This is a genomic window from Geodermatophilus sp. SYSU D00698, from assembly GCF_054050335.1.
In genome coordinates this window covers 55,697-77,986 of sequence record NZ_JBJGZD010000010.1, presented here as the reverse complement: position 1 = coordinate 77,986, position 22,290 = coordinate 55,697, and the positions used below count along the sequence as shown (strand labels likewise).

Below are 22,290 nucleotides of genomic sequence, written 5' to 3'. Positions count from 1 at the left end.
CTGGTCACGGGCGGTGCCCGGACGGGCCCCGGCGGTCACCCCCGGTGCCCCATAGGCTCGGGGACCGTGCGCCTCGCCACCTGGAACGTCAACTCCATCCGGACCCGGGTCGACCGGGTGACGGCCTGGCTGCAGCGCCGCGACGTCGACGTCCTGGCGCTGCAGGAGACCAAGTGCCGCGACGACCAGTTCCCCGAGGAGCGGTTCACCGAGCTCGGCTACGAGGTGGCGCACGTCGGCCACTCGCAGTGGAACGGCGTCGCCGTCGTCTCCCGGGTCGGCTTGGCCGACGTCGAGGTGGGGTTCCCCGGCATGCCGACGTGGGCGGCCAAGGAGGGCGTCGAGCCCGCCGCCGAGGCCCGCGCGCTCGGCGCCACCTGCGGCGGGGTGCGGGTGTGGAGCCTGTACGTGCCCAACGGCCGGCAGCTCGGCGACCCGCACTACGACTACAAGCTCGAGTGGCTGGCCGCGCTGCGCACCGCGGCCGGCGGCTGGCTGGCCGCGGACCCTGCCGCGCAGGTCGCGCTGGTCGGCGACTGGAACATCGCCCCCCAGGACGAGGACGTGTGGGACATGAGCTTCTTCGCCCACTCGACGCACGTCTCGGTGCCCGAGCGGGAGGCGTTCCGCGCCGTCGTCGACGCGGGGTACGCCGACGTCGTCCGGCCGCTGGCCCCCGGGCCCGGCGTCTACACGTACTGGGACTACACGCAGCTGCGCTTCCCCCGCCGCGAGGGCATGCGGATCGACTTCGTGCTCGGCACCCCGTCGCTGGCGGCCCGGGTGAGCGGGGCGCTCATCGACCGCGAGGAGCGCAAGGGCAAGGGCGCCAGCGACCACGCCCCCGTGGTGGTCGAGCTGGCGGACTGAGGGTCCGGCGGGCGGCCGCCGTCAGGTGGTCACGCGCGCACCGGCGGGCGACGACGCGACCTCGGGCTCCGTGGCCCGGGCCGCCGGGGCCCGCTCGGCGGGCCGCCGGCGCAGGCGCAGCACCCGCGACAGGGCGGTCTGCTGCCCGAAGGACGCGGTCAGCCGGTCGAGGAAGATGGCCAGCAGGACCACGGCCAGGCCGCCCTCGAAGCCGCTGGCGACGTCGAGCTGGGTGACCGCCCGCACCACCACCGCGCCCAGGCCGGCCGCGCCGAGCAGGCCGGCCGTGACCACCATGGACAGCGCGAGCATGATCACCTGGTTGACGCCGGCCATGATCGACGGCAGCGCCAGCGGCAGCTGGACCTCGCGCAGCACCTGCCCGGGGCGGGCGCCGAAGGCCTGCGCCGCCTCCACCACCTCGCGGTCGACCTGCCGGATGCCCAGCTCGGTCAGCCGCACGCCCGGCGGGATGGCGAACAGGATGGTCGCCACGACGCCCGGCACGACGCCCACGCCGAAGAAGAAGACGGCGGGGATGAGGTAGACGAACACCGGCAGCGTCTGCATGAAGTCGAGCACCGGCCGGACCGTCATGCTCACCGCCCGGGAGCGGGCCGCCAGGATCCCGAGGGGGATCCCGATCGCCGCGGCGATGACCGCGGCCACGAGCACCAGCGCGAGGGTCTGCATGGTCTCGACCCACAGCTCCAGCGAGACTACCAGCAGGAACGCCAGGACGGTGTAGAGCGCCAGCCACGGGCCGCGCAGCACCAGGGCGAGCACCGTGAAGACCACGATCCACACCACCGGCGGCGGGGAGACCAGCACGTCGGTGAGCCCGTCCACGAGGACCTGCATGACGTTCGAGATGGCGTCGAACAGCCACGGGACGGTGGCGAGCAGCCAGTCGATGAGGTCGGCGACCCACTGGCCGAGCGGGATGTGCGGGATCACGGGCGCCTCCCCCGGACCGGGACGGCCGACAGCGCGTCGAGCACCGCGGCCCGCGGGACGACGCCGAGCAGCCGCCCGTCGTCGTCGACGACGCCGAGCGGCACGGGGTGCCGCCCGACCAGGTGCACGAACTCGACGACCGGGCGGTCGGCCGCGATGGTCGCGTGGTCGGGGACCAGCTCGCGCGGGCCGAGGGCGGACCGGCCCTCCTGCACCGCGCGGGCGAGCAGGTCGTCGCGGGCGACGCCGGCGATCCGCCCGCCGTCGTCGAGGACGTAGACGCCGTTGGCCTCGGCCGCACCCAGCGCCTTGAGCACGTCGCCGGGCGCGTCGCCGAGCCGGGCGGTCAGCCGGGGCTCGCGGAGCAGGTCGCCCGCGGTGAGCACCCGGGTCCGGTCGACGTCGGAGGTGAAGTCGGCGACGTAGTCGTCGGCGGGCGCGGAGATGATCTCCGGCCCGGTGCCGAGCTGCACCGTCCGCCCGTCCTTGAGCATGAGGATCCGGTCGCCCAGCCGCATGGCCTCGTTGAGGTCGTGGGTGATGAACACGATGGTCTTCGCCAGCTCCGCCTGCAGCTGCTCCAGCAGGTCCTGCATGTCGCGGCGGATCAGCGGGTCCAGCGCGGAGAACGGCTCGTCCATGAGCAGCACCTCCGAGTCCGCGGCCAGCGCGCGGGCCAGGCCCACGCGCTGGCGCATGCCGCCGGACAGCTCGTCGGGCCGGGCGTCGGCCCGTTCCAGCAACCCCACCGTCCCCAGCGCCCAGTCCGCCCGCTCGCGCTGCTCGGCCGCGCTCGCGCCGCGGACCTTGAGCGCGTAGGCGGCGTTCTCGCGGACCGTGCGGTGCGGCATCAGCGCGAAGTGCTGGAAGACCATGCTGATCTTCTCGTTGCGGACCGCGCGCAGCTGCGCGTCGTCGAGCGCCCGCAGGTCCCGGCCCTCGACCTCGACGGTGCCGGCGCTGGGCTCGATGAGCCGGTTGAGCAGGCGGACCAGCGTGGACTTGCCCGAGCCCGACAACCCCATGACGACGAAGAGCTCCCCGCGCTCGACGGCGAAGCTGACGTCGTGGACGGCGAGCGTCGCCCCGGTGCGGCGTTGGATCTCGTCGCGCCCGAGCCCCTCCCCGGCCAGCCGCAGGGCCTCCTGCTCCCGCGCCCCGAAGACCTTGGTCAGGCCCGAGACGCGCAGCACCGGCGCGGTCACGTCAGCCGATCCACTCGTCGATCTGGTCGCCGTGGGCGTCGACCCACTCGCGCGCCACCGTGGCCACGTCCTCACCGTCGACGTCGACCTGCTTCTGCATCTCCTCCATCTCCTCGACCGAGATGCGGAAGTTCGTCAGCAGCTCGACGAAGCCCGGGGCCTGGTCCCGCAGCTCGTCGCTGGCGGCGATGTTGGCGCTGTAGGAGGGCATCGCGCAGGCGCCGTTCCCCTCGGTGAGGCAGCCCTCGGTGTAGGGCGTGGGCTCCTCGAGCTGCACCATGTCGTACTGCGCGAAGACCGCGTGCGGGTGGTACAGGTACAGCACGATCGGCTCCTCGCGGCTGTAGCTGTTCTCCAGCTGGGCGAGCTCGGCCGCCTCGCTGGAGACGACGTGCTCCAGCTCGATGCCGTAGCCCTGGAGCCGCTTGGCGTTCTGCTCGGTGGTGATGTAGCCGGGGTCGGCGTCGTAGAACTTGCCGCCGAGCTCCTCGGCGTAGTCGTTGAGCTGGGTGACGCTGGTCAGCCCCTCCAGCGGCCCGCCCGGCTCGACGGCGTAGGCCGGCACGAACCAGCCCTGCGCGGCGTCGCCGTAGGTCTCCGAGACGATCTCGACCCGGTCGGCGGCCGAGTCGGCCAGCTCCTGCTGGTTGGGCAGGGCCACCTCGGTGAGCAGGTCGATGTCACCGCGCGCGGCGCCGGCCCAGGCGGCGGCCGGGTCGAGCTGGGTGGTCGCCAGCGAGGCGACGCCGAGGTCGGGGTTGTCGGCGGCGATCTCGCCCAGGATGCCGTTGGTCAGGCCGGCGGCGGTCCAGCTGAACTGGGCGGTCTGGACGGTGATGCCGTCGCCACCGCCGCTGCCAGTGCCACTGCCACTGCCGCCCGAGCCCGCCTCCTCGCTCGTGCACCCGGCGAGGGCTGCGGTCAGCAGGGCGGTGAGCACCACGGCGGAGGTGCGGGGGCGGAGGGGAGTGTGCTGCATGGGGTCCTCTTCCTGGGGACGTGGGCCCTGACGGGCCGCAGCAGGTGTGGGCACAGTACGAGGCGCAGGCCCCCTGGAGGAGCCTGCGCCTCGTACCGCGGTCGGTCGGGGAGGGCGGCGGCCGGGGTCAGACGGCGGCGGGCCCGACCGGGGCGTCGCCCCGGAGGGTGATGCGGTGCATGACACGGCGCTGGTCGCCGTAGTCGCGGTTGGCGTAGTGCACCGTCGACCGGTTGTCCCACATCACGACGTCACCGACGGACCAGCGGTGCCGCACGACGTGCTCCGGCTTGGTGATGTGCGCGTAGAACAGGTCGAGCAGGTACCGGCTCTCGGCGTCGGACACGCCCTCGATGTGCGAGACGAAGCCGGGGTTGACGAACAGCCCCTTGCGGCCGGTCTCGGGGTGCACGCGCACGACCGGGTGCGCGACGGGGACGAGGGCGCGGTACTCCTCGCCCTCCCACTTCGTGCGCTCCTCGCGCTGGGCGATGTAGTAGCCGAACTCGCGGGTGCCGTCGTGCACGGCGACGAGCTGGTCGGCCAGGAGCTGCAGCGGCTCGGACAGCGAGCGGTAGGCCAGCTCCAGGTCGGCCCACTGGGTGTCGCCGCCGGTCGGCGGGAGGACGACGGCCCGCAGGACCGATCCCAGCGGCGGCCGGCGCACGAAGGTGACGTCGGTGTGCCAGACGTCGGCGAAGCCGCCGGTCGCGCTGTCGAGCGCGTAGATCTCCGGGTGCTCCTCGTCGACGCCCGGGACGACCGGGTGCGACTCGGTGACCTCGCCGAGGCGGCGGCCGAGGGCGATCTGGCCGTTGGGGTGCAGGTCGTGCTGGCCGGCGAAGAACAGCACCTTGTACTCGGCGAGCGCGGCCCGGATCGCCCGGACCTGCTCGTCGGTGGCACGGGCGAGGTCGACGCCGTGGACCCGGGCGCCGATGGTCGGCTCCAGGCGCTCGAGGTCGAGGACGCCGCCGTCGAGGTCGGCGGGCGTGGTCGGGGCAGCAGCGAGCAGGGTCATGCGAGGTCTCCAGGGATGGGTGCGGACGAGCGGACGGGGCCGAGGACCGGGGACGGGACTCAGGCCCGACAGAGCGCGCTCGCGCACCGCAGCAGGTCGACGTGCCGGCGCTCGACGAGCGCAATCCGCACAATCCCGACCGACTGCATGGGGATTACCGTAGCGGGTGTTCCCGCCTCCTGACGACGAGGGGTCCCGCCGTGTCCGTGCCCGGCTCGCTGTTCATCGACGGGACGTGGCAGGACGCCCGCTCCGGCCGCGTCCTGCGGGTCCTCGACCCGTTCGACGGGTCGCTCGTGGTGGCGCACGACGCCGCCGCGCCCGGCGACGTCGACCGCGCGGTCGCGGCGGCGCGGGCGGCGTTCGAGTCCGGGAAGTGGTCCGGCCTGCCCGCGGCCGAGCGCGCGGACCTGCTGCACCGCACCGCGGACCTGCTGGTCCGCGACCGCGAGCACGTCGCGCTGCTGGAGACGCGCGACACCGGCAAGACCCTGCGCGAGAGCCGGGCCGACGTCGACGACGTGGTCGCGGTGCTGCGGTACTACGCCGGGCTGGCGGTCGTCGACGTCTCGCGGGTGGTCGACGCGGGCCCGGGCGTCGACAGCCGGGTCGTCGCCGAGCCCGCCGGCGTGTGCGCGCTGGTCACGCCGTGGAACTACCCGCTGCTCGAGATCTCCTGGAAGCTCGCCCCCGCGCTCGCGGCCGGCTGCACGGCGGTGGTCAAGCCCAGCGAGCTCACGCCGCTGACCACCGCGCACCTGCTGTCCCTGCTGGCCGAGGCGGGTCTCCCCTCGGGGGTGGCCAACCTGGTGCTCGGCGACGGGCAGGTCGGGGCGGCGCTGGTCGCGCACCCCGGCGTCGACCTGGTCAGCTTCACCGGCGGCACCGCCACCGGCCGCGCCGTCCTGCGCGCCGCCGCGGACACCGTGAAGCGGGTGCACTGCGAGCTCGGCGGCAAGAACCCGAACGTCGTCTTCCCCGACGTCGACGTGGACGTCGCGGTCGACAACGCCCTGTACGCGGCGTTCCTGCACGCGGGGCAGGTCTGCTCGGCCGGCTCGCGGCTGATCGTGCACGCCGACGTGCACGACGCCGTCGTGGCCGGCCTGGTCGCCGGCGCGGAGGCGATCCGGCTCGGCGACGGGCGGGACGAGCGCACCCAGTCGGGCCCGTTGATCTCGGCGGCGCAGCGGGCGAGGACCGAGGAGATGGTCGCCGCGGCCCTGGCCGACGGCGCGGTCCTGGCTGCCGGCGGACGCCGTCCGGAGGACCCCGCGCTGCGGGACGGCTACTTCTACCGGCCGACGGTGCTGACCGGGTGCCGGCGGGACACGGCCGTCGTCCGCGAGGAGGTCTTCGGCCCGGTCCTCACCGTGGAGACCTTCACCGACGAGCAGGAGGCGGTCGCGCTGGCCAACGACACCGTGTACGGCCTGGCCGGTGCGGTGTGGACCGGCGACGACGAGCGCGCCGAGCGGGTGGCCGCCGCCCTGCGCTGCGGCACGGTGTGGATCAACGACTACCACCCGTACGTCCCCGGGGCGGAGTGGGGCGGGCGCGGGCAGTCCGGCGTCGGGCGGGAGCTCGGGCCCACCGGGCTGGCCGAGTACCGCGAGCTCAAGCACGTGTGGCGGCGGCCGTCGCCGGGCCGCAGCGGCTGGCTCGACTGAGCTCCGCCCGTCGGGCCGGGCGGGTCAGCGGGCGGGCACCAGCTCGGCGACCAGCGCGCGGACCCGCCGCTCGATCTCGTCGCGGATGGGCCGCACGGCCTCGACGCCCCTGCCGGCCGGGTCCTCGAGCTCCCAGTCGAGGTAGCGCTTGCCGGGGAAGACCGGGCAGGCGTCGCCGCAGCCCATGGTGACGACGACGTCGGAGGCCTCGACCGCCTCGGTGGTGAGCACCCTCGGCCGCTGGGCGGTGACGTCGATGCCGACCTCGGCCATGGCCTCGACGGCCGCGGGGTTGACCCGGTCGGCGGGCAGGGAGCCGGCCGAGCGCACCTCGACGGCGTCCCCGGCGAGGTGGCGCAGCCAGCCGGCGGCCATCTGGGAGCGGCCGGCGTTGTGCACGCAGACGAACAGGACGCTGGGGCGGGCGGTCACGGGACCACCGTCGCAGACGGGGGCTTGACCGCCCGCACGATCGCGCCGTGCAGGCCGGGCGCGACCTCGTGCGTGAAGGTGACCGAGGCGTCGGCGAAGCCGGCCGCGGCCAGTCCGTCGAGGTACTCGGACCGGGACAGGGCGCCGGCGATGCAGCCGACGTGGGAGCCGCGCTCGGCGCGCTCGGCCGGGGTCACGGAGTCCTCGGCGACGACGTCGGAGATGCCGATGCGCCCGCCGGGGGCGAGCACGCGGAAGGTCTCGGCGAGCACCGCGGGCTTGTCGGTCGACAGGTTCACGACGCAGTTGGAGATGACGACGTCGACGCTCGCGTCCGCGAGCGGGAGGTCCTCGATCGTGCCCTCGCGGAACTCCACGTTCGTCGCGCCGGCCTCCGCCGCGTTGGCGCGGGCGAGGTCGAGCATCTCGTCGGTCATGTCGACGCCGTACGCGAAACCCGTGGGGCCGACGCGGCGGGCCGAGAGCAGCACGTCGATGCCCCCGCCGGAGCCCAGGTCGAGCACCCGCTCCCCCTCGTGCAGGTCGGCGACGGCGACCGGGTTGCCGCAGCCGAGCGACGCCAGCACGGCCTCGTCGGGGAGCCCCGCGGTGGCCGCGGCGTCGTACAGGCCGGCGCCGAAGCGCCCGTCGTCCCCGGCCGCCGGACCGCAACAGCCGCCGACCTCCTGGGCGGCCGCGGCGTAGCGCGCCCGGACCTGCTCCCGCAGGTCCGCCTCGGTCCCGGTCATGACCCCTCCATGCATCGATGGACGTCGATGGCAGGACGGTGCCACAGACATCGACGCTTGTCGATATCGACGTCCGTGGATGTCCGGTGCGACACTGGCGCCGTGACGACGTCGCTGCCGCTCGCCCAGGGGACCGACGCGTGCTGCGCGCCGCTGGTCCGCGCCCCCCTGAGCGCCGCCGACGCCGCCACGCTGGCCGGCACGCTCAAGGCGATCGCCGACCCGGCGCGGCTCCGGCTGCTGTCGCTGGTGGCCGCCCACGCCGGCGGGGAGGCCTGTGTCTGCGACCTCGTCGAGCCCCTCGGCCTGTCCCAGCCGACGGTGTCGCACCACCTCCGGGTCCTCGTCGACGCCGGCCTGCTCACCCGCGAGAAGCGCGGCGTCTGGGCCTACTACGCGCTCGTGCCCGGGGCCCTGGACTCCCTCGCCGCGGTCCTCACCACCGCCGCGTCCTGAGTCCGCGCCCCGGCAGTCATCGACGTCCGGGGATCCGGCGGGCAGCATCGGGTCATGGACGAGCAGTCGGTCCGGGCCGCGCTGGAGCACTACGTCCGCCACAGCGCGGCGGGCGACGAGGACCGCGCCAGCGAGATCTACCACGAGGACGCCGTCCTCGAGTTCCCGCAGTCCGGTGAGCGGTTCGAGGGCGTGGCGAACTTCCGGGAGTGGCGCCGGGAGTACCCGGCACGGGTCGACCTCGAGATCGTCCGTGTGCGGGGGCGGGACGACTTCTGGGTGGTGGAGGTGCGCGCCCGGTACGACGGTGGCCCCTGGATGTACGGACCGGCCGTCTACGAGTTCCGGGGAGACCGGGTGGCCCGCGAGACGATCTACGTCGGCGAGGCCTGGGAGGCGCCCGGGTGGCGGGCGCGGTGGCGGGCGGCACCCTGATCCGGGAGTGGCCCGACTCACGGGCTGACCTGCGGGGACGTCTCGCGCAGGGGCATCGGCGGGGGCGCCGCGGTGTTGTACCCGTCGATGACCGCGCCTGCCCTGCTCGAGGCCCCCTCCCCCACCCGCCTGTGGACGCCGAGGCGCGTCCTCGTCACCCGCTCGGCCGCCGAGCGCCCGCACGGGCAGCGCGTCCTGCGCCGCCTCGAAGCCGCCGGCGTCGGCGCGATCGACCTGCTGCCCGGCGACCGGCTGCCCTCGCTGCGCGGTGACGACGACCGCGCGGCGTTCATGGCCGCCAAGGACACGATGGCGCTGGTCGTGCCGCCGCCGTCCAAGCGCCGGCTGCAGCCCATCCCACCGTCGGCGGACTTCCGGCTCGACCTGGCCGAGGGCTGCCCCGCGCACTGCCAGTACTGCTACCTCGCCGGGTCGCTGTCCGGCCCGGCGATCACCCGCGTCTGGGCCGACCTCGACGAGGTGCTCGAGGGCCTCGACGAGTACGTCGGCCGGGGCCGGATCACCTCCGGCACGCTCGAGCGCGGCGGCGAGGGGACGACGTTCGAGGCGTCCTGCTACACCGACCCGCTCGCGATCGAGCACCTCACCGGCGGCCTGGCCCGCATGGTCGAGCACTTCGGCACCCACGCGTGGCCGGGTCCCGTGCAGCTGCGGGCGACCACCAAGTTCGACGACGTCGCCGGGCTGCTGGACCTGCCGCACGGCGGGCGCACCCGGCTCCGGTTCAGCCTCAACGCCGCCTCCGTCGCCCGCCGGTTCGAGGGCGCCACGGCCCGGGTCGGGGCGCGCATCGCCGCTCTGGCCGCCGTCGCCCGCGCCGGCTACCCGGTCGGCCTGACCATCGCGCCGATCATGCCGGTGGACGGCTGGCGCGAGGAGTACGGCGCCCTGCTCGACGCCGTCGCCGCGGCCCTGCCGGCGGACGCCGACCTCACCGTCGAGTGCATCACCCACCGGTTCACGCCGGGCAGCAAGGAGACGCTGCTCGACTGGTACCCGCGGACGAAGCTCGAGATGGACGAGTCGACGCGCACGCTCAAGCGCGGGAGGTTCGGCTCGGTCAAGCACGTCTACCCGAGGGAGACGATGGCCGAGCTGCGCCCCTGGTTCGAGGCCGCCGTCGCCGACCGGTTCCCCCGGGCCCGCTTCCTCTACTGGACCTGAGCCCCGGCGGAGGGAGCTGTCCGCACGTCCCTGACGCCAGGACCTGCGGACAGCTCCCGGTGCGCGTCAGGCGGCCGGGATGAGGCCGTTCGGGTCGAGCACGTACTTCTTCGCCGCGCCCTGGTCGAACTCCTGGTAGCCGCGCGGCGCCTCCTCGAGCGGGATCACCGTCGCGTTGACCGCCTTCGCGATCTGCACCCTGTCGTGCAGGATCGCCATCATCAGCTGGCGGTGGTAGCGCATGACCGGGCACTGGCCGGTGGTGAACGCGTGCGACTTCGCCCAGCCCAGGCCCAGCCGGATCGACAGCGACCCCTCCTTGGCCGCGTCGTCGACCGCCCCCGGGTCGCCGGTCACGTACAGGCCCGGGATGCCCAGCGCGCCGCCGGCCCGCGTGATGTCCATCAGCGAGTTGAGGACCGTGGCCGGCGCCTCGCGGGAGGCGTCCGAGCCGTGCCCGCGCGCCTCGAAGCCGACGGCGTCGACGCCGCAGTCCACCTCGGGCGTGCCGAGGATCTGGTCGATCTGGTCCTTCGGGTCGCCCTGGGAGACGTCGACGGTCTCGCAGCCGAAGCTGCGGGCCTGGGCCAGCCGGTCGGCGTTGAGGTCGCCGACGATGACGACGGCGGCACCGAGCAGCTGCGCCGAGGCGGCCGCCGCGAGCCCCACCGGGCCGGCGCCCGCGATGTAGACCGTCGAGCCGGTGCCCACGCCGGCGGTGACGCAGCCGTGGTAGCCGGTCGGGAAGATGTCCGACAGCATCGTCAGGTCGCGGATCTTCGCCAGCGCCTGGTCCCGGTCGGGGAACTTCAGGCAGTTCCAGTCCGCGTAGGGGACCATCACGTACTCGGCCTGCCCGCCGGTCCAGCCGCCCATGTCCACGTAGCCGTAGGCGGAGCCGGGGCGGTCGGGGTTGACGTTCAGGCAGATGCCGGTCTTGCCCTCCTTGCAGTTGCGACAGCGGCCGCAGGCGATGTTGAAGGGCACGCTGACGATGTCGCCGACCTCGAGGAACTCGACGTCGGGCCCCTTCTCCACGATCTCGCCGGTGATCTCGTGGCCGAGGACGAGCCGCTCGGGCGCCGTCGTCCGGCCGCGGACCATGTGCTGGTCGCTGCCGCAGATGTTGGTGGCGACCGTCCGCAGGATGACCCCGTGCGGCGTCTTGCGGCCGACGTTGGCCGGGTTGACCCCGGGTCCCTCCTTGAGCTCGAGCCCCGGGTAGTCCAGGTCCGCGACCTCGACCTTGCCCGGACCCATGTACATGACCGCCTTGTTCGCCACGGACGTGCCTCCTCTCGGCAGCCGGCACGGCGCTGTGCCGGACACCGTCTCCGTCGCCGCGCCGGCCGGCGCAGCCCTGGTGCCGCTCCCCTCGCCAGGACGGGACTCCTGGTCTCGGGGTCCGGCGGGGACAGAGTGTGGCCCGGGTCACGGGACGGTCTCGGCGGCGACACCGACCCCTGCCCGGGCCACGGCACGTTGCGACGTACCGTCGCCGGTCGTGCTCGTACTGCTCCCGCCCTCGGAGACCAAGTCCCCGGACGGCGACGGCGCCCCGCTCGACCTGACCGCCCTCTCCACGCCGGAGCTCACCCCGCTGCGCGCGCGGCTGGTCGAGGCGCTGGTCCGGCTGGCCGCCGACCCGCCCGCCGCCCGCGCCGCGCTGGGCCTGTCCCCCGGCCAGGACGCCGAACTGGCCCGCAACGCCGCGCTGTGCACCAGTCCCACCAGGCCCGCGCTCGAGCGCTACACCGGCGTCCTCTACGACGCCCTCGCCGTCCGCACCCTGACGCGCGGGCAGCGGGCCCGGGCCGACCGCCGGCTCGCCGTCGGGTCGGCGCTGTTCGGCCTGGTCCGCGCCACCGACGCCATCCCGGCCTACCGGCTGTCCGCCGGCTCCGCGCTCCCCGGGCTGCCCACCCTGCGCACCCTGTGGCGCCCGGTCCTCGGCCCGGTGCTCGCGGACTCCGGTGAGCTCGTCGTCGACCTGCGCAGCGGGGCCTACCAGGCGCTGGCCCCCGTCCCGGGCGCGGTCACCGTCGACGTCCTGAGCGAGCGGGCCGACGGCAGCCGGACCGTGGTCAGCCACGCCAACAAGGCCCACAAGGGCCGGGTGGCCCGCCTGCTGGCCACGACGGCGGCGGAGCCGGACGACGCCGGACGGGTGCGGACGCTGTTGCGGCGGGCCGGGTTGCACGTGGAACACGACGGCGCCGACGCGCTCACCCTGGTCCTGCCCGCGGCGGCATGACTCGCGCGCCGTCACGCCCTGTCACGGCGGAGGACTTGTCCCGTGATCCCTGTTGGCCGCATCGGGCGTCGCTTACGATGTACGCGGCGTGCGGACCCAGAACCGGCCGGACCGCCGGTGTACGAGGAGTCGGCCGCGAGCCGGGCGAAGGGTTTCGGTGGACGACACGTCTGGGCTCCTCGGGGAGCCGCACGTCCCGGGTCTGCGCGACGCCGCCGAACTGCTCAAGGCCGACCGCCCACGCACCGAGGCCGCGCGCCGGTTGCGGCTGCATGACGCCAGCGTCGTCCTCGACCGCCTCGCCGAGCTCGCCGCCCGGCTGGTCGGCGCCCCGGTCGCCCAGCTGTCCCTCCTCGACGACGTCCAGGTGGTCGTCAGCGGCGCCGGGCTGCCGCCGGGCACGGTCGGCAGCGAGGTCCCGCTCGAGACGACCGCCTGCGCCGTCGCCGCCGCCGACCGCGCGCCCCTCGTCGTGCCCGACGCCCACGCCGAGCCCCGCGCGGCCGAGCTGCCGCAGGTGGTCGCCGGGGCCGTGGGCGCCTACCTCGGCGTCCCGCTGGTCGACTCCGCCGGCCACACGGTCGGCGTCCTGTGCGTCGTCGCCCCCGCCCCGCGGTCGTGGTCGGACACCGACGTCGCCACCCTGCGCCAGCTCGCCGCGGCCGCCGTCACGGAGCTGGAGCTCGCGGCGCTGCGCACCGAGTACGAGAGCGACCGGCTGCGCTGGGGCCTGGCCATCGACGCCGCCGGGATCGGCACGTTCGACTGGGACCTGGTCACCGGGGAGCTGACCTGGGACGCGCGGCTGGTCGAGATGTTCGGGTACGCGCCCGAGGAGTTCGGCGGCACCATCGAGGACTTCAACGCGCGGGTCCACCCCGACGACCTGCCGCGGGTCACGGACGCGTTGCAGGCCAGCATCGACAGCCGCGGCGACTACGAGGCCGAGTACCGCGTGGTCTGGCCGGGCGGCGAGACCCGCTGGGTGCAGGCCCGCGGTCGCACGCTGGCCGACGAGCGCGGCGCGGCGACCCGCGTGCTCGGCGCCGCCTACGACACCACCGCCGAGCGGGCCGCGGGCATGCGGGTCACCCGCGTGCTCGAGGCCATGCCGGCCGGCTTCTACTCCCTGGACCGCGAGTGGCGGTTCACGCACGTCAACGCCGAGGCCGAGCGGTTGCTGGGCCGCAGCCGCGAGGAGCTGATCGGCCAGGAGCTGTGGACGGCGTTCCCGGCCGCGGTCGCCAGCGCGTTCGAGGAGAACTACCGCGCCGCCGTGCGCACCGGGACGCCGGTGCAGTTCGACGCGCACTACCCGGCGCCGCTCAACGGCTGGTACGAGCTGCGCGCCTGGCCCAGCCCCGAGGGACTGTCGGTCTACTTCCTCGAGGTCACCGAGCGCCGCCGCGTGCAGGACCGCGCCGAGCGCGCCGCCCAGCGGCTGGCCCTGCTGGCCCAGGTCAGCGCCGAGCTCGCCGGCGCGCTCGACGCCCAGACCGCGACCGGGCACCTGCCGCGGCTGGTGGTCCCGGCGCTGGCCGACTGGTGCATCGTCACCGTCGTCGACCCCGACGGCCGCCCGCGCGACGTCGGGCACTGGCACGCCGTCCCCTCGCAGCGCGCCCTGGTGGAGCGCTACGCCGCGGTCCGGCTCGACGCGATGCCGGCGACCGCGCCGCTGATGCGCGCCCTGCTCACCGGCGAGCCGGTGATGGAGCGCGGCGAGGCCGTGCGCGACCTGCTCACCGAGGGCGACGCCCGCGACCTGCTGACCGCGCTGGCCCCCGAGTCGGCGATCGCGATCCCGCTGCGCGGCCGCGACCGCACGCTCGGCGTCATGACGCTGTACTGGCGGGCGGGCTGGACGCCGCGCGACGAGGACCTGGCCACCGCCCAGGACGTCGCCGACCGGGCCGGCCTGGCGCTGGACAACGCCCGCCTCTACGGCCAGCAGCGGGCGCTCGCCGAGGGGCTGCAGCGCAGCCTGCTCACCGAGCCGCCCGAGCCCGACCACGCCCAGATCGCCGTCCGCTACCTGCCGGCCGCCGAGGCCGCGCGGGTCGGCGGGGACTGGTACGACGCGTTCCTGCAGCCCGGCGGCGCGACGATGCTGGTCATCGGCGACGTCGTCGGCCACGACACCGAGGCCGCGGCCGCGATGGGGCAGCTGCGGGCCCTGCTGCGGGGCATCGCCACCTACAGCGACGCCGGCCCCGGCGAGGTGCTGCGCGGCCTGGACGCCTCGATGGCCGTGCTGCAGACCCGCGTCCTCGCCACCGCCACCGTGGCCCGCTTCGAGCAGACCCAGGACGAGCGGGAGCGTGGCGTCACCCGGATGCGCTGGGCCAACGCCGGGCACCTGCCGCCGCTGGTCATCAACCCCGACGGCAGCGTGGCCGAGCTGGCCACCTGGCGCGGCGACCTGCTGCTCGGCGTCGACCCGGACGCCCGCCGCGAGGAGTCGGTGGTCACCCTCGACCGTGGCGCCACCGTGCTGCTGTTCACCGACGGGCTCATCGAACGCCGCGACGCCGACCTCGACGCCGGCATGGCCCGGCTGCGCGAGGCGCTGCGGGAGCTCGCCGGGCAGCGGCTGGACGACCTGCTCGACGAGGTGCTGTACCGGCTGGTGGACGGCCGGCCCGAGGACGACGTCGCGCTCGTCGCGGTCCGGCTGCACCCGCAGGACCGGCCGCGCCCACCCGACGCCGGCCCCAACCGGGTGCCCGACGTCGTCCCCGAGGACCCGGCGAGCCCGACGCTGCGCTGAGCACTCCGGCGAGGCCGAGCACTCCGGCGAGGCTGTGCACTCCGGCGGGCCCTCGGCGGTCCGGAGGGCCCGCCGGCCCCGCGCTCGTCCCGCGCAGGCCCGGCGCCGGATCCGGTCAGGAATCGAGAAGCCCCCGGCACCCGCCCCTCCCTAGCGTCGGTGGCACACGACCCCGCAGAGCACCGAGGGAGCTGGAGATGCCCACGGAGGACGTCGAGCAGGAGTCCACCGGCTTCACCGCCGAGGAGCGCGCCGCGATGAAGGAGCGCGCCGCCGAGCTGCGCGCCGAGGGGAGGAGGGGCGCGAAGCGGGCCGACGGCCTGCAGGCCGTCCTGGACCGGATCGCGGCCATGGACCCCGGGGACCGGGCGCTCGCCGAGCGGGTGCACGTGGTGGTCACCACGCACGCCCCTCACCTGGCCCCCAGGACCTGGTACGGCATGCCCGCCTACGCCGACGCGGACGGCAAGGTCGTCGTCTTCTTCCAGGACGCCGGCAAGTTCGGCTCCCGCTACGCGACCCTCGGCTTCAACGACCCCGCGAGGCTCGACGACGGCGACCTCTGGCCGGTGTCGTTCGCGCTGACGGGCTGGAGTCCCGAGGTGGAGGAGCGGGTCACCGCGCTGGTGCGGACCGCCACCGCCTGACCGGGTCCGTCACTCCCGCTGCCTGTCCCGGCGGACGGTCACCTTCCGGCCCTTGACCGTGCTGGCGCGCAGCGCGGTGACGACCTCCTCGGCGGCGGCGGCGGGCACCTCGACCAGGCTGAACCGCTCGGCGATCTCGATCGCGCCGACGTCGCGGCCGCGCAGCCCGGTCTCCCCCGCGATCGCGCCGACCAGGTCGCCCGGGCGGACGCCGGCGCTGCGGCCGGCGCCGATGAACACCCGCTCGGTGTCCCCGCCGCCCGACCGGGAGCGCGGCGGGCGGCCCTGGCCCCGGTCACCGCGGTCGCCGTCCCGCCGCGGGCGCTCCGGGCGCAGGGTGACCTCGGGGATCTCCTCGTCGTCGTCCGGGCCGGTGGTGGCCTCGTGGGCGAGCTTGACCGCCGCCAGGGCCACCTCCACGACGTCGAACTCGTCGGTGAGGGTCTCGACGACGGCGCGGAACCGCTCGAGGTCGTCGCCAAGCAGGCTCTCCCGCAGCGCGGCGCGGGTCAGCTCCAGCCGGCGGGCCCGCAGGTCGGCGACCGTGGGGACGCGTTCCACGTGGATCGGCGCGCCGGTGACCCGCTCGATCGTCTTGAGCATCCGGTGGGCCCGCGGCTCGACCAGCGTGATCGCCACGCCCTCGCGGCCGGCGCGGCCGACCCGGCCGATGCGGTGCACGTAGGTCTCCGCCGCGGCCGGGACGTCGTAGTTGACGACGTGGGTGAGCTGCTCGACGTCCAGCCCGCGGGCGGCGACGTCGGTGGCCACCAGCAGCTCCGCGGTGCCCGACCGCAGCCGGCCCATCACCCGGTCCCGCTGCTCCTGGCTCATCCCGCCGTGCAGCGCCTCGGCGCGGTAGCCGCGGCCGTTGAGCGTCTCGGTGAGGTCGTCGACCTCGTCGCGGGTGCGGCAGAAGACGATGGCCGCCGTCGGGCTCTCGACGTCGAGGACCCGGCCCAGCGCCGCCGGCTTGGCCGCCCGGGCGACGACGAACGCCGTCTGCCGGACCCGCGGCGCCTCACCCGCCACCGGCACCTCGCGGGCGACCTGGATGCGCAGGGGGTCGCGCAGGTGGCGGCGGGCCATGCTGTCGAGCCGGCGCGGCATCGTGGCGCTGAAGAGCACCGTCTGCCGCTCCTCGGGCACCTCGTCCAGCAGCGCCTCGAGGTCCTCGGCGAAGCCCATGTCGAGCATCTCGTCGGCCTCGTCGAGCACCACGGTGGCGACGCCGCCCAGGTGCAGGCTGCCCCGCTGCAGCAGGTCCAGCGCCCGCCCGGGGGTGGCGACGACGACGTCCACCCCGGCCTCCAGCGCCCGCAGCTGCCGCGGGATCGGCTGGCCGCCGTAGACCGGCACCACCCGGGCGCCGAGGTCGCGGCCGTAGCGGTGCAGCGCCTCCGACACCTGGATGGCCAGCTCGCGGGTGGGCACCAGGACCAGGGCCAGCGGGTCGCCGCCGGGGCGGTCGTCGGGCAGCCGCTGGAGCACCGGCAGCGCGTAGGCGGCGGTCTTGCCGGTGCCGGTGGCGGCCTGGCCGAGCAGGTCGCGGCCGGCGACCATCGGCGGCACCGCCTCGCGCTGGATCGGGGTCGGCTCCTCGTAGCCGAGGCGCGACAGCGCCGCCAGGAGCTCCGGCCGCAGGCCGAGGTCGGCGAAGGTCCCGCCGTCGGGGGCAACCGTCTCGTCGGCCTGCTGCTGGGTGTCCTCGCCGTCCACCCGCCCAGTGTCCGGCACGGTGGCCCACCCCCGGCACGGCACCCCGGCGTGGCACCCTCCCCCGGTGACCCCCGCACCCGCCGTCGACGACGACCTCTGCCTGCTCCCGGCCACCGAGCTGGCCGCGCTCGTGCGCGGGAAGGAGGTCTCGGCGCGCGAGCTGCTGGAGGCGCACCTGGCGCGCATCGAGCGGATCGACCCGCAGGTCAACGCGATCGTCACCCTGGACGCCGAGGGCGCCCGGGCCGCGGCCGACGCCGCCGACGCCGCGCTGGCGGCCGGGGAGGAGGTCGGCCCGCTGCACGGCCTGCCGGTGGCGCACAAGGACACCCACGCCACCAGCGGCATGCGGACCACCTGGGGCTCGCCGCTGCACGCGGACACCGTCCCGGCGCGCGACGAGCTCGTCGTCGAGCGGCTGCGCCGGGCCGGCGCGGTCCGGGTGGGCAAGACCAACGTGCCGGAGTTCGCGGCCGGCTCGCACACGTTCAACCCGCTCTTCGGCGCCACGCACAACCCGTGGCGGCGCGGGCTGTCGGCCGGCGGGTCCAGCGGCGGCGCGGCGGCCGCGCTCGCCGCGGGGCTGGTGCCGGTGGCCGAGGGCAGCGACATGGGCGGCTCGCTGCGCAACCCGGCGGCGCTCTGCGGCGTCGTCGGGCTGCGGCCCACGCCCGGGCGGGTGCCGACCTGGCCCGCCGGGCTGGGCTGGGCGACGCTGTCGGTGCAGGGGCCGATGGGCCGCACGGTCGGTGACGTCGCGCTGACGCTGTCGGCGATCGCCGGGCCCGACCCGCGGGTGCCGATCGCGCTGTCCGAGGACGGCGCGTCGTTCGCCGCGCCGCGCCCGGCGGAGCTGCCCGGCCTGCGGGTGGCCTGGACGCCGGACCTCGGCGGGCTGGTGCCGGTCGAGCCGGAGGTCACGGGCGCGCTGGCGGGGGTGCCGCGGCTGCTCGAGGCGCAGGGCGCCGTCGTCGAGGAGGCCTGCCCCGACCTGCGCGAGGCCGACGAGGTGTTCGGCACCCTGCGGGCCTGGCTGTTCGAGGCCACCTACGGCGAGGTGGTGCGCCGCTCGCCGGAGCAGGTGAAGGAGGCCATCCGGCGCAACGCCGCGCGCGGGGCGGCGCTCAGCGGGGCCGACGTCGCCCGGGCCGAGCTCGCGCACACCCGGCTGCACGAGCAGGTGGTCGGCTTCTTCGACCGCTTCGACGTGCTGCTGGCGCCGACCACCCAGGTGCTGCCGTTCCCGGTGGAGCAGGAGTACCCCACCGAGGTCGCGGGCGTGCCGCAGGCGGACTACCTGGGCTGGATGCGCTCCTGCACGCTGGTCTCGGCCACCGGGTGCCCGGCGCTGTCGCTGCCCGGCGGGTACACCGGCGACGGCCTGCCGGTGGGCCTGCAGGTGGTCGCCGCGCCGCGGGCCGACCTGCGCCTGCTGGAGGTGGCCGCCGCGCTCGAGCAGGTGCTCGGGACGCCCCGCCTGCCCGCGCTCTGACGCCGTCTGCGGCTCTCTGGCCCCGGCGCTAGAGAGCCATAGACGAGGGCAGCGACGGCCTCAGCGACGGACCGCCCGGGGTGGCGGCGGGGCGATGGGGGTGTCGGAGGACTCCTCCAGCACGTCGGCGGCCGAGCCGACGATCAGCGGGTCGGGGTCCCCGACGACGTCGCAGTCCTTGTCGTCGTAGTCCAGCCGGCACAGCACGTGCCGCATCGCCTCGAGCCGGGCGCGCTTCTTGTCGTTGCTCTTGATGACCGTCCACGGCGCGTGCTGCGTGTCGGTGTGGAGGAACATCGCCTCCTTCGCCTCGGTGTAGGCGTCCCACTTGCCGAGGCTGGCGAGGTCGGTGGGCGAGAGCTTCCACTGCCGCACCGGGTCGATCTGCCGCACGACGAAGCGGCTGCGCTGCTCCCCGCGGGACACCGAGAACCAGAGCTTGAACAGCAGGATGCCGCTGTCGACGAGCATCCGCTCGAACTCCGGCGCGTCCTGCAGGAACTGCCGGTACTGCTCGTCGGTGCAGTAGCCCATCACCCGCTCGACGCCGGCGCGGTTGTACCAGGACCGGTCGAACATCACGATCTCGCCGGCCGCGGGCAGGTGCTGCACGTAGCGCTGGAAGTACCACTGCGTCTGCTCGCGCTCGGAGGGCTTGTCCAGCGCCACGACGCGCGCCCCGCGCGGGTTGAGGTGCTCGGTGAACCGCTTGATCGTGCCGCCCTTGCCCGCGGCGTCCCGCCCCTCGAAGACGATGACCAGCTTCTGCCCGGTCTCCTTCACCCAGCTCTGCATGTGCAGCAGCTCGATCTGCAGGCGGCGCTTCTCGATCTCGTACTCCCGGCGCTCCATGCGCTCGGTGTAGGGGTAGCCCTCGCGCCAGGTCTCGACCCGCCGCCCCTCGGGGTCGAACAGCTCGCGGTCGTCGTCCCAGTCCTCGTCGCTGTCCTCGTCGGGCAGGGCGTTGAGCCGCCAGCGGCTCAGGTCGAGGACCTCGGCCTCCTTCGGCGCCTCGGTGGTGCCGGGAGGGTCCCCTCCCCGGTCCTGCACGGCCTCGTCCTGCACGGCCTCTTCCTGCGCGGCATCGCGGTCGACGGCGGTGTCGGGCTGCACGGGGTCCCCCTCCCGGGTCGGTCACGTCCGGGACCGGCCGTACCCCACCCTGGACCGGGCACGCCCGGGGCGCGACAGGGCGGGCGCCCCGCTCTCGAGCACGTGCGCGACGGCGTACTCGGCGAGCGCGGCCAGCGCCCGCGCGTCGCGGCCGGGCGCGAGGGCGGGCAGCAGGTGGACCTCGACGACGCCGCCGTCCACCTCGCGGACGGCGACCGGGCAGACGGCGGCCTGCGCGTCGACGGCGGGGGCGAGCGCGAGGGCGCGGAACCGGCCGGGGTCGTCCCCCTCCGCCGGGCCGCCGGGGTGCGCGGTGACCGTGCCCCCGGCGCGCAGCAGGGCCGTGACCCCGGCGCGGACGGCGCCGCTGCCGTCGTCGACCAGCAGCCCGCCGCGGCGGGCGAGCGCGCGCAGCAGCGGGGTGCCGGCCAGCGCGGCGTCGACCACCGGGGTGCCGGGGACGACGGTGGCCAGCGCGAGGACGTCGGTCCAGCCGGCGGCGTTGGCGACGACGAGCCGGGGGCCGCGCGGCCAGGCGAGCGCCGGGTTGACCACCCGCACGCGCAGGCCCCGCGCCAGGAGCAGGTCGGCGGCGGTGCACACCCGCAGCCGCTGCTGCCGGCGCGCGCCGCCCCAGGTCGCGGTGGCGGCGCGGACGGCGGTGCGGGCGAGCACCGGGGTCAACGCGGTGCGGGCGGGGGACGGGGTGCCGTGGTCCACGGGGCCCTCCAGGTTCCGGGACGGGGATCCGCGCGCCAGGGTCGGTGCCCCGGGTGTCCGCCGGGTGACGCCGGTGCGGAGATCCCGCGACGGCCCGGGGAACCCCGCCACGGCCGGGGCCCGGGACCGGCGGTGCGCCGGCCCCGGGCCCCGGGGTGGTGCGCTCAGTCGAACAGCACCGACGTCACGACGTCGTACAGGTGGGTGTTCGGGTAGTAGCCGGTCAGGTCCTCGCTGCCCGGGCCCTCCGCGGTGACGACGGTCGGGACGCCGGTGTGCGCGGTCGTCGTCCAGTCGAGGGCGAAGTCGTGGGCGCCCCCGGTGCCGGCGACGGCGAACGGGCCGTCCTCGCCGGACTCCGTGTCGCCCGCGATCGACGGGTCGAGGGTCCCGCCCGGGCCGCTCTCGTCCTCGGGGTCGACGTCCTCGACGGCGAGCCCACCGGTCTCGTGGTCGCCGGTCACGACCAGCAGCGTGTCCGGGTGCTCGGCCACGTACGCCCGGGCCACCGCGACGGCCGCGTCGAGGGACCGCATGGCCTCGAGCACGCGGGTGCCGTTGTCGTTGTGCGCCATCTCGTCGACGGCCTCCTCCTCGACGAGGAGGAAGAAGCCGTCCTCGTCCTGGGAGAGGACGTCGAGGGCCTTGGTGGTCATGTCGGCGAGCGACACGGCGGGGTCGAACTCGTCGCCCTCGCCCTCGGGCCGCTGCTGGAACATCTCCTCGTTGGCGAACAGCCCGAGCAGCGGGCCGGAGCCGGCGGCGGCGAACTCCTCGGCGGTGCTCACGTACTCGTAGCCCTGCGCCTGCGCCCGCGCGACCAGGTCGCCGTGGGTGCTGCGGGACACCTCCGGGTCCTCCGTGTCGCCGGTGCGCGGCGGGTGGGTGCCCTCGTCGCCGGCGGGCAGCCACCAGTCCTCGCCGCCGCCGAGGACCACCTCGGGCCGGCTGCGCTCCAGGTACTGGCGGGCGATGTCGTCCTGCGCGGCACGGTCGGTGCTGTTGGCGAAGAACGCCGCGGGGCTGGCGTCGGTGACCTGCGCGGTGGTCACGATGCCGCCGGCCAGGCCCGCGTCCTCCACCTGCTGCCCGACGGTCGGCAGCGGCTCGCCGTCGACGTCGACGCTGATCGCCCCGTTGTAGGTCTTCACGCCGGTGGCCCAGGCCGACGCCCCGGCCGCGGAGTCGGTGACCGTGTCCTCCGGGTCCCGCGCGTCGGTGGTCTGCAGGCCGGCGATCGGCAGCGAGTCCATCGCCAGCTGCCCGTCGAAGCCGACCTGGTCGAGCCGGGCGGCCTCGCGGTGGGCGGCGCCCATGCCGTCGCCGGTGATGAAGATGACGCTGCGCGGGTGCCCGTCCGCGTGGCCGCCGCCGTGCCCTCCGCCGCCGTGCGCGGATCCGCCCCCACCGGCGAACGCCCCCGTCAGCGGCAGCAGCGCGAGCGTGCCGCCGGCCACCGCCACCACGGTGGCCGTCCGCAGCCGCCGTCCTGTCCTCGGGTCGGTCATGGTCGTCCTCTCGTCGCCGGGCCCCCGGCGACCGGTCGCACCGCCCGGGGGACGCCCCACCGTGGGACGTGACCCGGGCCACTCGCGCAGGCGGCGCACCACCGGCGT

The 22,290-nt window shown here is 75.5% G+C and carries 20 protein-coding genes; 9 read left to right on the top strand and 11 right to left on the bottom strand.

The features are described 5' to 3' along the window. Positions 1 to 66 precede the first annotated feature (66 nt). The gene (locus ACI8AB_RS11395) at positions 67 to 870 is read left to right on the top strand and encodes an exodeoxyribonuclease III (protein ID WP_456950229.1); all 804 of its coding nucleotides are present in this window, start codon (positions 67 to 69) and stop codon (positions 868 to 870) included. 21 nt (positions 871 to 891) lie between these two features. On the opposite strand, the gene ACI8AB_RS11390 is transcribed toward ACI8AB_RS11395, so the two are convergent. The 4 genes from ACI8AB_RS11390 to ACI8AB_RS11375 all read right to left on the bottom strand — a co-directional run bounded on the left by ACI8AB_RS11390 (position 892) and on the right by ACI8AB_RS11375 (position 5,032). After that, a complete protein-coding gene (locus ACI8AB_RS11390; RefSeq protein WP_456950228.1) occupies positions 892 to 1,827 on the bottom strand; it encodes an ABC transporter permease in 936 nt (311 codons plus the stop codon). After that, positions 1,824 to 3,032: a quaternary amine ABC transporter ATP-binding protein gene (locus ACI8AB_RS11385; protein WP_456950227.1), complete on the bottom strand. Its 1,209-nt coding sequence runs from the start codon at positions 3,030 to 3,032 to the stop codon at positions 1,824 to 1,826. The genes ACI8AB_RS11390 and ACI8AB_RS11385 overlap by 4 nt, the downstream gene beginning before the upstream one ends. Before the next feature lies 1 nt (position 3,033). Then, complete coding sequence (locus tag ACI8AB_RS11380) at positions 3,034 to 4,011, bottom strand: glycine betaine ABC transporter substrate-binding protein (protein WP_456950226.1); 978 nt, start codon at positions 4,009 to 4,011, stop codon at positions 3,034 to 3,036. A 127-nt stretch (positions 4,012 to 4,138) separates the two neighbouring features. Beyond that, positions 4,139 to 5,032 (bottom strand): TauD/TfdA dioxygenase family protein, encoded by an 894-nt coding sequence (locus ACI8AB_RS11375; protein WP_456950225.1) that lies wholly within the window; start codon positions 5,030 to 5,032, stop codon positions 4,139 to 4,141. 200 nt (positions 5,033 to 5,232) lie between these two features. On the opposite strand from ACI8AB_RS11375, the gene ACI8AB_RS11370 reads away from it, so the two are divergent. Next, positions 5,233 to 6,702: an aldehyde dehydrogenase family protein gene (locus ACI8AB_RS11370; RefSeq protein WP_456950224.1), complete on the top strand. Its 1,470-nt coding sequence runs from the start codon at positions 5,233 to 5,235 to the stop codon at positions 6,700 to 6,702. Between the two features lie 24 nt (positions 6,703 to 6,726). Here ACI8AB_RS11370 and ACI8AB_RS11365 read toward each other — a convergent pair whose 3' ends face one another. After that, complete coding sequence (locus ACI8AB_RS11365) at positions 6,727 to 7,134, bottom strand: arsenate reductase ArsC (RefSeq protein ID WP_387991796.1); 408 nt, start codon at positions 7,132 to 7,134, stop codon at positions 6,727 to 6,729. Next, positions 7,131 to 7,883 (bottom strand): arsenite methyltransferase, encoded by a 753-nt coding sequence (arsM, locus tag ACI8AB_RS11360; protein ID WP_456950223.1) that lies wholly within the window; start codon positions 7,881 to 7,883, stop codon positions 7,131 to 7,133. Before arsM ends, ACI8AB_RS11365 begins: the two co-directional genes overlap by 4 nt. A gap of 102 nt (positions 7,884 to 7,985) precedes the next feature. On the opposite strand from arsM, the gene ACI8AB_RS11355 reads away from it, so the two are divergent. The 3 genes from ACI8AB_RS11355 to ACI8AB_RS11345 all read left to right on the top strand — a co-directional run bounded on the left by ACI8AB_RS11355 (position 7,986) and on the right by ACI8AB_RS11345 (position 9,959). Then, positions 7,986 to 8,339, top strand: coding sequence for an ArsR/SmtB family transcription factor (locus tag ACI8AB_RS11355; protein ID WP_456950222.1), 354 nt, complete (start codon positions 7,986 to 7,988; stop codon positions 8,337 to 8,339). A 54-nt stretch (positions 8,340 to 8,393) separates the two neighbouring features. Further along, positions 8,394 to 8,774 (top strand): nuclear transport factor 2 family protein, encoded by a 381-nt coding sequence (locus ACI8AB_RS11350; protein WP_456950221.1) that lies wholly within the window; start codon positions 8,394 to 8,396, stop codon positions 8,772 to 8,774. Positions 8,775 to 8,861: 87 nt separating this feature from the next. After that, positions 8,862 to 9,959, top strand: coding sequence for a spore photoproduct lyase family protein (locus tag ACI8AB_RS11345; protein ID WP_456950220.1), 1,098 nt, complete (start codon positions 8,862 to 8,864; stop codon positions 9,957 to 9,959). 66 nt (positions 9,960 to 10,025) lie between these two features. On the opposite strand, the gene fdhA is transcribed toward ACI8AB_RS11345, so the two are convergent. Next, positions 10,026 to 11,243, bottom strand: a complete 1,218-nt coding sequence (gene fdhA / locus ACI8AB_RS11340) for a formaldehyde dehydrogenase, glutathione-independent (RefSeq protein WP_387991811.1) — start codon at positions 11,241 to 11,243, stop codon at positions 10,026 to 10,028. Between the two features lie 220 nt (positions 11,244 to 11,463). Here fdhA and yaaA point away from each other — a divergent pair, with 220 nt between their 5' ends. From yaaA to ACI8AB_RS11325, 3 genes are all read left to right on the top strand, one after another. Beyond that, complete coding sequence (gene yaaA / locus ACI8AB_RS11335) at positions 11,464 to 12,213, top strand: peroxide stress protein YaaA (RefSeq protein ID WP_456950219.1); 750 nt, start codon at positions 11,464 to 11,466, stop codon at positions 12,211 to 12,213. Between the two features lie 157 nt (positions 12,214 to 12,370). Further along, on the top strand, positions 12,371 to 14,983 hold the full coding sequence (locus tag ACI8AB_RS11330; protein ID WP_456950218.1) for a SpoIIE family protein phosphatase: 2,613 nt from the start codon (positions 12,371 to 12,373) through the stop codon (positions 14,981 to 14,983). 197 nt (positions 14,984 to 15,180) lie between these two features. Continuing rightward, entirely contained in the window at positions 15,181 to 15,630 is a 450-nt protein-coding gene (locus ACI8AB_RS11325) for an iron chaperone (RefSeq protein WP_387991820.1), read from the top strand. A gap of 9 nt (positions 15,631 to 15,639) precedes the next feature. Here the strand turns inward: ACI8AB_RS11325 and ACI8AB_RS11320 are convergent, their stop codons facing one another. Then, entirely contained in the window at positions 15,640 to 17,349 is a 1,710-nt protein-coding gene (locus tag ACI8AB_RS11320) for a DEAD/DEAH box helicase (RefSeq protein WP_387991823.1), read from the bottom strand. Positions 17,350 to 17,413: 64 nt separating this feature from the next. Here ACI8AB_RS11320 and ACI8AB_RS11315 point away from each other — a divergent pair, with 64 nt between their 5' ends. Next, positions 17,414 to 18,841 carry an amidase gene (locus tag ACI8AB_RS11315; protein WP_456950217.1) on the top strand — a complete coding sequence of 476 codons (1,428 nt, stop codon included), beginning with the start codon at positions 17,414 to 17,416 and terminating at the stop codon, positions 18,839 to 18,841. A 60-nt stretch (positions 18,842 to 18,901) separates the two neighbouring features. Here ACI8AB_RS11315 and ppk2 read toward each other — a convergent pair whose 3' ends face one another. From ppk2 to ACI8AB_RS11300, 3 genes are all read right to left on the bottom strand, one after another. Continuing rightward, positions 18,902 to 19,954: a polyphosphate kinase 2 gene (gene ppk2 / locus ACI8AB_RS11310; RefSeq protein WP_456950216.1), complete on the bottom strand. Its 1,053-nt coding sequence runs from the start codon at positions 19,952 to 19,954 to the stop codon at positions 18,902 to 18,904. Positions 19,955 to 19,975: 21 nt separating this feature from the next. Next, entirely contained in the window at positions 19,976 to 20,674 is a 699-nt protein-coding gene (locus tag ACI8AB_RS11305; RefSeq protein ID WP_456950215.1) for a hypothetical protein, read from the bottom strand. A 164-nt stretch (positions 20,675 to 20,838) separates the two neighbouring features. After that, entirely contained in the window at positions 20,839 to 22,182 is a 1,344-nt protein-coding gene (locus tag ACI8AB_RS11300; RefSeq protein WP_456950214.1) for an alkaline phosphatase, read from the bottom strand. Positions 22,183 to 22,290 lie beyond the last annotated feature (108 nt).